The organism is Caulobacter sp. CCG-8, from assembly GCF_037402475.1.
Taxonomy (GTDB): Bacteria; Pseudomonadota; Alphaproteobacteria; order Caulobacterales; family Caulobacteraceae; genus Caulobacter.
The window spans coordinates 42,611-55,834 of the sequence record NZ_JBBEUD010000021.1; the positions used below are offsets into that span (position 1 = coordinate 42,611).

The window sequence follows — 13,224 nt, forward strand, 5'->3', positions numbered from 1 at the left end:
GCATGCTGTGGTTGACCCAGGACGCGACGCTGGTCTGCGACCATGGCGGCCGGGTGGGCATAGCCCCCACCCAGACCCTGGTGCGCATCAAGAGCCGGCTGGCGCTGGTCAATCCCAACCCGCAGTCGCGGCCCATCTCGGCCTGTCCGAACGCCAATCCGGTCATCGGCCTGCGCCCCTGCCTGACGACCTTGGCCGTCAAGCAGGGCTATTCGACCTTCGTCACCATCGGCGGCCGGGCGGTGTGCCTGGACACGGTGACGGGGCTTACCGACGGGTCGCCGCCGGGCACGGTCAATTATCGCGTGGTCGATCCTGGCCAGCGCCTCGTGGCGGCCGGGAGTTGAGCATGAAGAGCGTTCGGGGCATCCGGTTCGAGGGCGCGGAGCTGGGCGGAGGCACGTCCGAGCTGCGGCGGCCGGCGGGGCTGGTCCTGTCGCCGGCGGGGCGGCTGGCCGAGGTGAGCGGCGCCGACGCCGTGCGCCAGGCGATCATCCTGCTGCTGACCACCATACCCGGCGAGCGCGTGATGCGGCCCAGCTACGGCTGTCCGCTGCATCGGCTGATGTTCGCGCCCAACGACGCCACGACCGCCGGCCTGGCCATCCACTACGTGCGCCAGTCGCTCAAGCGCTGGGAGCCCCGGATCGAGATCGTGCGGTTGGACGCGGGCGTCGATCCCGCCGCGCCCAGCCAGCTGAACGTCTCCCTGGACTACCGGGTGCGCAGCAGCAACCAGCCGGGTCAGCTGCAGTTCGGCCTCGACCTGCAAGGGGAGGCCGCCTGATGCCCTTGCCCACCCCCAAGCTGGATGACCGCACCTTCACCGAGCTGATGGCCGACGCCGTCAAGGTGATCGACCGGTCGTGCCCGGAATGGACCGACCGCAATCCCAGCGATCCCGGCATCACCCTGCTGGAGACCTTCGCCTACCTGACCGACACCATGCTGTACCGGCTCAATCGCGTGCCGGAGAAGCTGTATGTCAGCCTGCTGAACCTGGTCGGGGCCCAGATTCGGCCGCCCGCCGCGGCCGCCGCGACCCTGACCTTCACCCGCACCGAGGGCAATGGGCGGATCACGATCCCCGCCGGGGCGCGGATCGCCACCAGCGACGGCTCGGTGACGTTCGTGGTCACCCAGGCCGCGATCCTGCCGCCCGACCAGAAGAGCGTCGACGCGCCGGCCCTCCATTGCGAGACGGTCGAGGCCGAGTCGGTCGGCGCCGGCACAGGCGCGCCCGGCCTCAGCGTGCAGGTGCGGCGTCCGCCGATCATCGCCCCGTCCGGCGACGGGCTGGACCTGATCGTCGGCGTCGAGGCCGACAGCGCCGAGCTGGCCGACGGGGCGGTGTCGCGCACGCTGGGCGACAAGAGCTATCGCATCTGGCGCGAGGTCTTCAGCTTCGCCGACGCCGCGCCCACCGACTGCGTCTACAAGGTCGACCGGGCCACGGGCCGCATCCAGTTCGCGCCGGCCATGGCCGGGGAGGGCTCCACCCCGCTGTCGGCCGTACCGGCCCTGGGGCGCGACATCCGAGTCTGGTATCGCGTCGGCGGCGGGCGGGCCGGCAACGTGGCGCCCGGCGTCCTCACGGTGTTCAAGACCCCGATCGCGGGTCTGGCGGTGACCAACGCGGCGCGCGCCGCCGGCGGGGCCGAGGCCGAGACCGTCCAGGCGGCGGTGCGGCGCGGGCCGCTGGAACTGACCTCCATGCGCTGCGCGGTCACCGCCCGCGACTTCGAGCGGGTGGCGCTCAGCGTCGGGGCCGTGGCTCGCGCCAAGGCCTACGCCCAGTCACAGGTCTGGGCCCACGCCGCCCCCGGGGTGGTCGAGATCCTGCTGGTGCCGGCCGTCGATCCCGAGACGCTGCCCGATGCGGGCGTGACCGCCCAGGCGGTGGTCGATCGCCGGAGCGAGGACCTGCGGGCCCGCGTCCAGAAGGCCGTCGACCAGCGCCGGCCGCTGGGCGTGCAGACCTCGGTGGGCTGGGCCAGGGTCCGCCCCGTGTCGGTGGCCGCGCGCGTGGTGGTCAGCCGCGAGGAGGACGCCCCGGCGGTCGAGGCCCGGCTGCGCGTCCGGCTCAACAAGCTGTTCTCGCCGTTGCGCGACGAGCCCTTCGGCCAGGTGCTGCGCGCCTCCGACGTCTACGAGGCCATGCTGGCCGATCCCAGCGTGCGCTACGCCGACCAGCTTCGGCTGACCATCGGCGAAGCGCCTGACCGGGACGTGGCCGACCTGCTGCGCGACCCGCACCAGCCCCGCACCTGGTTCGCCGCCACCAACCAGGGCCTGCACCGCAGCCTCGACGACGGCAACACCTGGTCGGTGGTGTTCAAGGCCGACGGCGACCGGCCGCTGTTCGTGCGCCGCCACCGCGACCGGCCGGGCCTGATGGCGCTGGGCGTCGTCCGCAAGGCCGGCGGGGCCATCCACGTGTCGCGCGACTGCGGCGAGACCTGGAAGACCGAGGCGGCGGTGTTCAACAGCGACGTGTCCGACGCCGACTGGCTCGACCGCGAAGGCTCGCCCCTGCTGCTGATCGCCACGGGCGAGGGCCTTCGCCAGCTCAAGCCGTTCGGCGACGCCGGTCCCGCCCCCGTGGTGGTGGACAAGACCCGCGACACCAAGGGCTTCTACGCCGTGACGACCTCGGTCTCGTCGGCCGGGGTGGTGCAGGTCGCGGTGGCCGCCCGGGTCAAGGGCGGGGTCTATCTGTCAGCGCTGGGCGGGGTGTCCGAGAGCTTCCATCCCATCGGCCTGGTCAACCAGGACATCCGCAGCCTGACGGTGCAGCGCTTCAACGCTCGCGATTTCCTGTGGGCGGCGGCGGCGGCCGAGGCCGGTCAGCAGGGCTCGGGCGCCTTCCGGGTGGAGCTGCGGTCGGGCGGCGCCGACGATCCCGAGGGCTTTAAGCCGTTCAACATCGGCTGGCAGGGCGGCTCGTGCGAAGGGCTGGCTTTCGCCGACCAGTGGGTGTTCGCCGGGTCGAACCGCGGCGGCGTGCTGGCCCTGGACACCACGGCGGCCGCTCCGTCCTGGCGGGCCGCGCCGCTGGACGCCGGCCTGCCCATCCGCGACACCGAACGGCTGCTGCACGTGGTGTCCAGCGTGGCGGCGACGCCTGTCGCCGGCGCGGCGCCGATGGTGTTCGCGGGCGGCCCCATGGGCGTCTACCGCAGCCTGGACGGGGCCCAGCACTTCGCCACCGCCTCGGCCACGGTGTTCACCGACCGCATCCCGCTGCCGCCCAACTGGCTCTATTGCGCCGACCAACACCACCTTTCGGTGGTGATCGACGACGATACGGGGGGCTGACGATGGACCGCGCCCGCATCGCCCGCCTGCTGCCCGAGACCTACCAGTCCGCCATCGCGCCGAAGAAGCCGCTGGCGGCGACGCTGGAGGTGATGGAGATGCTGCAGGCGCCGGCCGAGAACGCCCTGGCGACCCTCGACGCCCACGTCGACCCGATGCGCGCGCCGCCGAACTTCGCCCTGATGCTGGCCCGCTGGCTGGACCTGGACCGCTATCTGGACTGGACCGGCGGACGCCCAGGCGAGGGCGCGCCGCGCTACGCCGCCGGGATGGGCCGCCTGCGGCTGCTGTGCCTGGAGGCGGCCGAGCTGGCGCGCTGGCGCGGCACCCGCCGGACCCTCGAACGCATCCTGACCGTGGCGACCGGGGTCTCCGGCTACGCCGTGGAGGAGAACCCGCCCGGGCCCAAAGGCGTCGCACGGTGCTTCCACCTGCGCGTCGTCGCCCCGGCAGCCGCACGGCCTTTGGCCGATCTAGTGCGTCGGATCGTCGACGAAGAGCGTCCCGCCTACACGACCTACGAAATCGAATTTTCTGCAGCCTGATCGCGAGCACGAGGACGAACGCCCATGCCGAGTTTCGAGATTCCGGACGGCCCCACGACCGTAGCCCTGAAGACGGAGGCCGGCTTCCACAAGGGCAACGCCGTGTTCAACGTCACCAACAAGACCGGGGAGGGGCTGACCGCCCGGTTCAGCGTGCAGATCCAGGGCGCCGGCAAGGCCGAATGGTATCAGATCCAGGGCGAACCCGAGCGGCCCGTCGCCGCCGGCGAGACCCAGACGGTCACGGTGCTGGCGAAGATCCCCGCCGCGACGCCGGCCGGCCAGCATCGGATCAAGCTGCGGGCCACCAACGTCAACGACCCGGACAACGACAGCACCGACAGCACCGCCGCGGCCATCACGATCCCGGCGGTCGTCAAGCCGCAGGTCAAGAAGAAGCCGTTCCCGTGGTGGATCATCGCGGTGGCCGGCGGCGTGCTGGTGCTGGTGATCGGCGTGATCATCGCCGTCGTGGTCATGAGCGGCGGCTCCAAGGTCCCGAAGGTGATCGGGATGGACTACGCCTCCGCCGTCTCGGCCCTGAAGGACAAGGGCTACGGGGCCGAACCGGAGATCAGACAGGCGCCGCCCGGCAAGGAGCCCCTGGACAAGGTGTTCCTGCAGGACCCCGCGGCCGGCACGAAGGCCGATCCCAAGACGACCCGGGTCAAGCTGACCGTCGCGGGCGTGCCGACGGTCGCCGTGCCCGGCGTGACCGGGCTGGACTATCCCGACGCCGCCGCCGTGCTCGAGAAGGCCGGCTTCAAGGTCGGGCCGGCGATCGAGGAGGTCTCCAGCGACAAGACCCTGGGTCAGGTGTTCAAGCAGGAACCCGCGGCCGACGCGCAGGCAGATCCCGCGACGACCGAGGTCAAGCTGACCGTGGCCGTCGGCGAGACGGTGGCCGTGCCGAGCGTCGCCGGCAAGCCGCTGGTGGCCGCGCAGGCGCTGCTCGAGGATCGCGGCTTCAAGGTCACGTCGGCGGTCGGGAAGGCCTCCGGTCAACAGCCGGACTCCGTCCTGGTTCAGAATCCGGCCGGCGACACCAAGGCCCCCAAGGGCAGCGTCGTGGCCTTGACGACTGATCCCGGCGTGGTCGTGCCCAACCTGCTCAGCCCGCAGATCGGCGGGATCGCGGGCATCCAGGCGCTGAAGAACGCCGGGACAGACATCGGGTCGATCGGCTCCACCTGCGTGGGGACGCCCAACATGATCATGACCCAGAGCATCGAGCCGAAGACCAGGGTCGCCCTGGGCACCCGGGTGAACATCACGGTCGCCAGCGCCCAGGCGAACATCGCGTTCTGCCGGGCGATCGTGGACGCGAACATCCTGACCTACAGCACCCAGATGCGGTCGGTGAAGACGGTCGCGCCGACCACGCTGAGGACCCTGCCGAAGTGATCGCGCGCCGCGTCGCGGGCGCGAAGCCCGCGGCGCGGCGTCGACCGCAAGGACGTCGAACCCAAGGATCAGGACATGCCGAGTTTCGAGATTCCGGACGGACCGACCACCGTCGCCCTGAAGACCGAGGGCGGCTTCCACAAGGGCAGCGCCGTCTTCGGCGTCACCAACAAGACGGGCGAGGGCCTGACCGCGCGCTTCAGCGTCCAGGTCCAGGGCGAGGGCAAACCCGAGTGGTACCAGGTCCAGGGGGAATCGGAACGGCCGGTCGCGGCGGGCGAGAACCAGACCGTGACCGTGGTCGCCAAGATCCCGGCCGCGGCGCCGCCGGGCCAGCACCGGATCAAGTTGCGGGCCACCAACGTCAACGACCCCGACAACGACAGCACCGACAGCACGGCGGCGACGGTCACCGTGCCGGCCGCCGGCCCCGCGCCGCCGCCCAAGAAGCCGTTCCCGTGGTGGATCATCGCGGTGGCCGGCGGGGTGCTGGTCCTGGTGATCGCCGTGATCATCGCCGTCGTGGCGTTGGGCGGAGGGGGCAAGGTCCCGAACGTGGTCGGCCAACCCTATGCCGACGCCGTCAAAGCGCTGGACAAGGCCGGCTACAAGTCCGTCAAGCGGACCGACAAGGAGGTCGACAAGGCCCCGGACACCGTGCTGGACCAGTCGCCCGCCGCCGACGTCAAGGCCAAGAAGAGCGAGACGATCCTGCTGACGGTGGCCATCCCCCTGCCGGCCGTCACACCCCCGCCGGAGGAACCCAAGGAGGAACCGCCGATCATCGAACCGGCCGAGGCCAATTGCGATCCGGCGGTCGGCGCCTGCATCGACGGCTTTGTCTGGCGCGGGGCCTGGCCCAACGACCGGGTCTGCGTCCCGCCCGAGTCCAGCTACCTGGCCCGTTTGGAGAACGGCCAGGCCGGTGCGCGCCGCAATCCGAACGGCGGTCCGTACGGTCCGGACACCTGTCTGATGGGCTATGTCTGGCGCGACGGCTACAACGGCGACCACGTTTGCGTCACCGGCGAGCGGCGCACCGTCGTGGCCCAGGAGAACGCGGCGGGTCCGTCCCGCTATCGCGCCTGCCGGCCCGAGCGGATCATCCCGAGAACCAAGGTCGCGTCGCCCGCGGGCTAGGCGTCCAAACCCCCGGACCCGCCCGGCGCGGGTCCGGCGATCGTGAAAGAGGGGGACCCGCTTCGGCGGGTCCGCAAGGAGTGCATCATGGAGCGGATCTTCTCTCTGGAGGCCATCCTCGGATCCCTGGCCTTCGGCGTGGCCGGGGCGCTGGTGGCCCTGATCGTGCGATTGGCCAAGGGCGACGGGAGCGCGGCGCTGTGGCGCGTGCTGGAGACCTTCCTCACCGCGACGCTCGGCGCCTTCCTGGCCCGGACCTTCATCAGCATCATGCTGAGCGTCGGCGGGGACTCGGACGCGGCGATCACCGTGACCAGCCTGCTGTTCTTCATCTGGCCGGGCGTGGTGAACCTGATCTCGCTGGGCTTCGGCCATCCCGTGATCGGCGTCGAGGCGCTGTTGTGGATCGCCCTGGTGGTCGGCGGGCTGGTGGGCCTGTTCGACGGCCTGTGGGCCACACACAAGTGGGCGGGCCTGGGCGCGCCGGCCTTCCTGCTGGACGTCACCTGGGGGCTGGGCGGCAACACCAACGGCGTCCTGATGCACCTGATCAACTTCGCCTGGGGCGACCACGGCGACGGCCCAGACGAGAACCGCCACGACGCCCACCGCTACAAGCAGGGCTTCGCGGTGCGGTCGGGCTTCGCCTTCACCCAGGGCGCGGTGATGAGCAACACCGACGCCTGGGACCCGACGACGGACCTGTTCAAGCACGAGACGATCCACATCTGGCAGAACCGCCTGCTAGGGCCGTTCTTCTGGTTCTCCTATGTCGGCTGGATGCTGGTGACCCTGATCCCGGCCCTGATCGCCGGCCTGATCGATTCCAGCCGCCGGATCGGGGACGCGATCACCTGGTGGACCTATTTCGACAATCCCTGGGAGGTGATGGCCTACGGCATCGCCAACCCCACGGACCGGACCGGCCAGCGGTTCCTGGACGGCAGCGGCACGGTGACGGGCTGGGTCTGCTGGCCCTGGCCGCTGGCCATCGTCACCTCGGTGATCGGCGTGGCGGGACTGGGCGCCGCGTTCGTGGCCATCATGATGGCCGGTTATGGGTGAGCCGCGCCGATGAAGATCGTCATCATCATCCTGATCCTCATCATCCTCGGCTTCGTCGTGGCGATCGGCGTGGCCGTCTATCGCGCCACCACGCCGCCTGCGCCGCCGTCGGCCCACGGGCCGCCCACGGACAGCAACGGCAATATCGACGAGGACGCCCTGGCGGACTGGGAACCTCCGTCCATGGCCGCCGTCATGGGCAGCATCTCGCGCCCGTTCGCGCCGAAGCTGTTCAAGAAGGCCGAGGTGGTCGAATTCCCGGCTGGCCAGGACCGCGGGTCCCGAACCGTGTCCGTTCCGGCGGCCGACAAGGACATGCGCATGGCCCGTCTTCGACTGATCCAGGGGCGAGGCGCGGTCGCGACCTACACGGTCCTGGCGCCCGGGCAGGGGGAGACCAGCCCCCAGGCCGTGTGCCTGTGCGCCGAGAACACCCGCCTGGACGAGGACGAGGTCGACGACTGCGGAGACGCCTGGCGGAAGGTCCGGAGGTCCGGCGACCAGTTCCTCTGCCGCGCCAAGGACGACGACGTCTCGGCCGTGATCTATCGCTCGGGCGGCGTGATCGAGATCAAGCCCCTGGGCGACCAGCCGTTGGAGGTGACGGTGCGGTGACCCGCGTCTAGACCCGCACGGTCCGCAGCGCCGAGATCGTCGCCAGGATCGATCCGATCAGCAGGATCAACAGCCAGATCGCACCGACGATGGCGATGATCAGCGCGCCGATGGCGTCGGTGATGCTGGCCAGGAAGCCCGGCGGGAAGTCGATCAGGAAGGCCAGCAGCAGGGTCGCACCGATCGAGACCGCGCTCAGGATGACGATGCCCTTGTTCTGCAGGAAGCGCTCGTGGGCCAGGATCAGCAGGATGCAGAAGGCGATCTTGAGGATCAGGATCAGGCCCAGGGTGGCGGTGGCCGCGCCCGTCGGGAAGTCGGCGAAGGCGGCGAAATAGGCGATGGTCCCGAACGGGATGGCCACCAGCAGGGTGACCATCAGGATGAGCAGGCCCAGGGCCGCCAGGGCCATGACGATCGCGCCCAGCAGGCCGAAGAAGGCGATCACCAGGGTGACGATGCCCTGGATCCGGCCGATCACGCTGCGGGACAGCAGGATGCCCAGGCCCATCAGGGCGACGGTGTAGAGCAGCAGGCCGTCGAGCACTGGCAGGTAGCGGATGCCCAGGCCCGGGGTCGAGGCCTCGAAGCCGGCCTGGTGCACGGCGTCCAGGATGAACGCCGACGCGCATTCGATCAGCAGGGCCACCAGCAGGACGAAGCCTGCCAGCCAGAAGAACGGCGCACGCAAACGGTCCATGGCTCGCCTCGCTTTGACGAGGAAGTCTGCCCAATCTCCACCATCGCGACAAGGTAAAGATCATGCGTCTCGAAAGTTGTGTTGAGCCAACCTTGGCCGGGCGTCACGATTTTGCACCATGGTTCAGCTTCCGTACGCGGATGACGTTCTGGGGGCCCTTAGCCCTTGCCTAGCTTCGAGCGGCGCCTACATGCCTCCTGCCGACGCCTGGCGAAACGCCAGGAGGATCGGTGGGTCGGCCACGAAGATACTGAAGAAAATGCAGGGCTTGAGCGTGAGTGTACGGACAGCGACCATGGCTCTGGCCGTGATCGCCGCTGGGGGGATCTCGGCGGCGGCATCGTCGGCGCACGCCCGGGCCTCGGTCGAAACGCCCATCCCGCTGGTCGCCGCGCCGGACGCGGCGTCGGACATGGCGCAGATCGAGTACGATCCGCTCGAGGGCTTCAACCGGGGCAGCTACGCGTTCAGCATGGGTCTGGACCGCGCCGTTTTCCGGCCCGTCACGCACGGCTACATGGCGGTGACGCCGACGCCTGTCCGGCACCGGGTCAGCGCCTTCGTCTACAATCTGGGCGAACCGAGCACGTTCCTGAACGACGTCCTGCAGGGCAAGCCCAAGCGGGCAGGCCGGACCACGGCGCGGTTCGCGATCAACTCCACCGTCGGGGTGCTGGGCCTGTTCGATGTCGCCGCCGGCATGGGCATCCGCTCCCACGACGCCGACTTCGGCCAGACCTTCGGCCGCTACGGCGTCAAGCCCGGCCCCTATCTGTACGTGCCGGTGCTGGGCCCGCTGAACTTCCGCGACGGCGTCGGCCGGGTGTTCGACTTCTTCACCGACCCGATCGGCCTGGCGGGGCAGGGCTGGACCAGCCCGTTCGGCATCACGCGCCTGGTCACCCAGACGATCGACACCCGGGCCAACGCCGACCTGGCGTTCCGGGCGCTGGACCAGGCGGTCGATCCCTACGCCACCGCGCGCTCGGCCTATGGCCAGCACCGCGAGGCCCTGATCCGCGAGGCGACGGGCGCGGTGCAGGAACTGCCCGACTTCGACGACGTCCCGGCCGCGACCGATCCTGTCGCCCCGCCGTCCGAGACTTCGACCGTTCCCGCCGAATCCGCTACGCCCCAACCCGCCACGTCCGAGCCGGCCGCCCCCGCGGCCCCTCCCGAACCACAATAGATCCCCCGGATACGCCCATGACGAACGCCCATCCCACACGCCGCTTCGCCCAACTGGCCCTGGTCGCCCTGGTCGGCCTCGGCGTCATGACCCAGGCCGCCCCGGCCCTGGCGCAGGGCCAGCGCGAGCCGCAGGCCGAGCAGTTCGTCCAGACGCGGGCCCAGCGGGTGATCTCGGTCCTGGCCGACAAGAACCAGAGCGTGGCCCAGAAGAAGGCGACCTTCCACCAGGGCATCGACGAACTGGCCGACGTGCCGCGGATCACCAATTTCGTGCTGGGCAAGTACGCCCGCACCATCACGCCGGACCAGCGGACCCGTTTCGCGGCGGCGTTCCGCGTCTATGCCGAGAGCGTCTACCAGAACCGCATCAGCGATTATCACGGCGAGACCCTGAAGGTGACGGGCTCGACGGTGCGCAAGCCGGGCGACGTGATCGTCAACACCACGATCTCGGGCGGCCAGCTGGGCCAGCCGGTGCAGGTGTCCTGGCGGGTGCTGGGCGGCGGGACCGCGTGGAAGGTCGTCGACGTCCAGTTCAAGGGCGTGTGGCTGGCGATCACCCAGCAGCAGGATTTCGTTTCGACCATCGACAACGCCGGCGGCAACGTCGACGTGCTGATCAGCCAACTGCAGCGCGACGCCCAGCGTCCGGCGTCGCGATAAGAGCGGGGGACTCTGGACATGGGGTTGCGCGAACAATGGGCCGAGACCTTGATGGGTCTCCTCGTGCTCGTCCTGGCGGCGGGTTTCCTGGTCTATTCGCTGAGCGTCGGCGGCGTGGGCCGCAAGCCGGGCGGCTATGACGTCACGGCCAAGTTCGGCCAGGTCGGCTCGCTGGCGCCGGGCGCGGCGGTCAGCGTCGCGGGCGTGAAGGTGGGCACGGTTTCGGAAATCAAACTGGATCCCAAGACCTATCTGGCGGTGACCAAGCTGACCCTGGATCCGGATGTGAAGCTGCCCTCGGACTCCACCGCGAAGGTCACCAGCGACAGCCTGCTGGGCGGCGTCCACGTGGCGATCGCGCCCGGCGGCGCGCCCGACGACATCAAGCCCGGCGGCGAGATCGACAACACCCAGGGCGCGGTCGACCTGTTCGGCCTGATCGGCTCGGTGATGCGGCCCCAAGGGGGCGCCGCGCCGGCGGCCGGTGAGACGCCGCCCGCCGCGTCCGCCGCCACGGCTCCGGACAGCTACTGAGATGGCCGCGGTCCAAGCCGCGATCCCGGGCATCTTCAAGCCCCTGCGCACCATCGGGCGCTCGACCCTGGGCGCCTTGCGCATGGTGGGCGGGGTCGGGGTCTTCGCCGTGCGCGGCGTCGTCTCGGTGTTCACCCCGCCCTGGTTCCCGATCCAGCTGGTGCGCCAGCTGGCGGCCATCGGCTTCTTCTCCCTGCCGGTCGTCGGGCTGACGGCGATCTTCACCGGCGCGGCCCTGGGGCTTAACATCTATACCGGCGGCGGGCGCTTCAACGCCGAGCAGGTGATGCCGCAGATCGTCGCCCTGGGCATCACGCGCGAGCTGGGTCCCGTGCTGGCGGCCCTGATGCTGGCGGGCCGGGTGTCGGCCGCCATCGCCGCCGAGATCGGGGCGATGCGGGCCACCGAGCAGATCGACGCCATGCGCACGTTGTCGACCGACCCGTTCCGCTACCTGGTCGCGCCGCGCCTGCTGGCCGCGACCCTGGTCCTGCCGCTGCTGACCCTGGTGGCGGACATCATCGGCGTGGCCGGCGGCTGGCTGGTGGCGGTGCGGATCCTGGACTTCAACTCGACGATCTACGTGCGCAACACGATGAACTTCATCCAGGGCTGGGACGTCGGTTCGGGCCTGATCAAGGCGGCCGTCTTCGGGTTCATCGTCGCCCTGATGGGGTGCTACCACGGCTACAACGCCAAGGGCGGCGCGCGCGGCGTGGGCCGGGCGACCACCCACGCGGTGGTGTCCTCGGCGATCCTGATCTTCGCCTCCGACTACTTCCTCACAACGCTGTTCACCGCCGCATGACCCAGACGCCGAAACTCGAATGGAAGGGCGTGCGCAAGCGCTTCGACGGTCCGGTCCTGGACGGGCTGGACCTGAGCGTCGCGGCGGGCAAGTCGCTGGTGATCATCGGCGGGTCCGGTCAGGGCAAGTCGGTGACCATCAAGGTCGCCATGGGCCTGGTGCGTCCCGACGCCGGCAAGGTTCTGGTCGACGGCGAGGACCTGCTGGGCATGGGCGGGGCGTCGCGCCGCAAGCTGTTCGAGCGCATCGGCGTGCTGTTCCAGGGCGCGGCGCTGTTCGACAGCCTCAGCGTCTGGGAGAACGTCGCCTTCCGCCTGATCAACGCCGACGGCGTGCCCCGCAAGGAGGCCAAGGCGCGGGCGATCGAGGCCCTGGGCCGCGTGCACCTGGCCGCCCATGTCGCCGACTCCTATCCGTCGGAACTGTCGGGCGGCATGCAGAAGCGGGTCGGCCTGGCCCGAGCGGTGGTGGCCAATCCCGAGATCATCTTCTTCGACGAACCGACCACGGGCCTGGACCCGATCACCTCGTCGGCGATCAACGAACTGATCGTCGAGCAGGTGAGGGGGCTGGGCTGCACCGCGGTGTCGATCACCCACGACCTGGCCTCGGCCCGCACGATCGGCGACGAGATCGCCATGCTGAACGCCGGCAAGATCATCTGGCGCGGGACCCCGGCCGAGCTCGACCGGACGGACAATCCCTATGTGCGCCAGTTCGTCGACGGCCGCGCGGACGGCCCGATGGCGAGCATGGTCTAGGACGATGGCGCACCGTGGGACGGCGACGGCCCTCCTGACCGCGCTGACGGTGGGCCTGGCCGGCGGCGCCCACGCCCAGGACTATGTCCGCGCCGACTGCCGGTCCCAGCTCGATCCGGCCGCCCTGCGGTTCGACACGGCGCTGCACCAGCGCTGGTACCGGCGGTTCTGGACCGGCGAGTGCGATCATCTGCCGATGTGCTTTGCCGGCTCCCCCAACTGGAACGACATCGTCGGCAAGCTGCTGATCCGCGGCGGGCCGGCCGAGCGGGCCGCGCTGCTGCCCAAGGCCTGCCGGCTGGGCCAGACGATCGGGTTGGAATGGGCCCGCGACAAGAAGGTGCGCCGCATCGACACCGGCGATCTCCACGTCTTCAAGAGCCAGCTGGAGGCCTCGGGCGACGCCCTGCGCGGCGTCGACAAGGTCGAAGCCTCGGTCCGCGCGAAGCTGGCCCGCTAGGCCGGTCGCGCACCGCCTTA

15 protein-coding genes are annotated in these 13,224 nt (G+C 70.3%); 14 read left to right on the forward strand and 1 reads right to left on the reverse strand.

What is annotated here, in order from left to right; all coding sequences use genetic code 11:
- The first annotated feature begins 2 nt into the window (after positions 1-2).
- The 8 genes from WAE60_RS19005 (at position 3) to WAE60_RS19040 (ending at position 8,087) form a co-directional block, all read left to right on the forward strand.
- Positions 3-347, forward strand: coding sequence for a hypothetical protein (locus tag WAE60_RS19005; protein ID WP_029916329.1), 345 nt, complete (start codon positions 3-5; stop codon positions 345-347).
- Between the two features lie 2 nt (positions 348-349).
- Positions 350-787, forward strand: a complete 438-nt coding sequence (locus tag WAE60_RS19010; protein WP_337687912.1) for a GPW/gp25 family protein — start codon at positions 350-352, stop codon at positions 785-787.
- On the forward strand, positions 787-3,318 hold the full coding sequence (locus tag WAE60_RS19015) for a baseplate J/gp47 family protein (RefSeq protein WP_029916334.1): 2,532 nt from the start codon (positions 787-789) through the stop codon (positions 3,316-3,318). Before WAE60_RS19010 ends, WAE60_RS19015 begins: the two co-directional genes overlap by 1 nt.
- Positions 3,319-3,320: 2 nt before the next feature.
- Positions 3,321-3,863 carry a hypothetical protein gene (locus tag WAE60_RS19020; RefSeq protein WP_029916336.1) on the forward strand — a complete coding sequence of 181 codons (543 nt, stop codon included), beginning with the start codon at positions 3,321-3,323 and terminating at the stop codon, positions 3,861-3,863.
- A 24-nt stretch (positions 3,864-3,887) separates the two neighbouring features.
- On the forward strand, positions 3,888-5,267 hold the full coding sequence (locus WAE60_RS19025) for a PASTA domain-containing protein (RefSeq protein WP_081916956.1): 1,380 nt from the start codon (positions 3,888-3,890) through the stop codon (positions 5,265-5,267).
- Between the two features lie 75 nt (positions 5,268-5,342).
- Positions 5,343-6,407, forward strand: a complete 1,065-nt coding sequence (locus tag WAE60_RS19030; RefSeq protein ID WP_337687921.1) for a PASTA domain-containing protein — start codon at positions 5,343-5,345, stop codon at positions 6,405-6,407.
- Positions 6,408-6,494: 87 nt separating this feature from the next.
- Positions 6,495-7,472: a hypothetical protein gene (locus WAE60_RS19035; protein ID WP_029916349.1), complete on the forward strand. Its 978-nt coding sequence runs from the start codon at positions 6,495-6,497 to the stop codon at positions 7,470-7,472.
- 9 nt (positions 7,473-7,481) lie between these two features.
- Positions 7,482-8,087: a hypothetical protein gene (locus WAE60_RS19040; protein WP_337687923.1), complete on the forward strand. Its 606-nt coding sequence runs from the start codon at positions 7,482-7,484 to the stop codon at positions 8,085-8,087.
- A 7-nt stretch (positions 8,088-8,094) separates the two neighbouring features.
- Here WAE60_RS19040 and WAE60_RS19045 read toward each other — a convergent pair whose 3' ends face one another.
- Positions 8,095-8,787, reverse strand: a complete 693-nt coding sequence (locus WAE60_RS19045; RefSeq protein ID WP_029916353.1) for a hypothetical protein — start codon at positions 8,785-8,787, stop codon at positions 8,095-8,097.
- A 295-nt stretch (positions 8,788-9,082) separates the two neighbouring features.
- Here WAE60_RS19045 and WAE60_RS19050 point away from each other — a divergent pair, with 295 nt between their 5' ends.
- From WAE60_RS19050 to WAE60_RS19075, 6 genes are read left to right on the forward strand one after another with little or no spacing between them, the layout of a single operon-like run.
- Complete coding sequence (locus WAE60_RS19050; RefSeq protein ID WP_337687926.1) at positions 9,083-9,976, forward strand: VacJ family lipoprotein; 894 nt, start codon at positions 9,083-9,085, stop codon at positions 9,974-9,976.
- Positions 9,977-9,993: 17 nt separating this feature from the next.
- Entirely contained in the window at positions 9,994-10,641 is a 648-nt protein-coding gene (locus WAE60_RS19055; protein ID WP_029916357.1) for an ABC transporter substrate-binding protein, read from the forward strand.
- An 18-nt stretch (positions 10,642-10,659) separates the two neighbouring features.
- Complete coding sequence (gene mlaD / locus WAE60_RS19060; protein ID WP_029916359.1) at positions 10,660-11,175, forward strand: outer membrane lipid asymmetry maintenance protein MlaD; 516 nt, start codon at positions 10,660-10,662, stop codon at positions 11,173-11,175.
- A 1-nt stretch (position 11,176) separates the two neighbouring features.
- Positions 11,177-11,983: an ABC transporter permease gene (locus tag WAE60_RS19065; RefSeq protein WP_029916361.1), complete on the forward strand. Its 807-nt coding sequence runs from the start codon at positions 11,177-11,179 to the stop codon at positions 11,981-11,983.
- Positions 11,980-12,744, forward strand: a complete 765-nt coding sequence (locus WAE60_RS19070) for an ATP-binding cassette domain-containing protein (RefSeq protein ID WP_029916363.1) — start codon at positions 11,980-11,982, stop codon at positions 12,742-12,744. The genes WAE60_RS19065 and WAE60_RS19070 overlap by 4 nt, the downstream gene beginning before the upstream one ends.
- Positions 12,745-12,748: 4 nt before the next feature.
- Positions 12,749-13,204, forward strand: coding sequence for a hypothetical protein (locus WAE60_RS19075; protein ID WP_029916365.1), 456 nt, complete (start codon positions 12,749-12,751; stop codon positions 13,202-13,204).
- Positions 13,205-13,224: the final 20 nt, after the last annotated feature.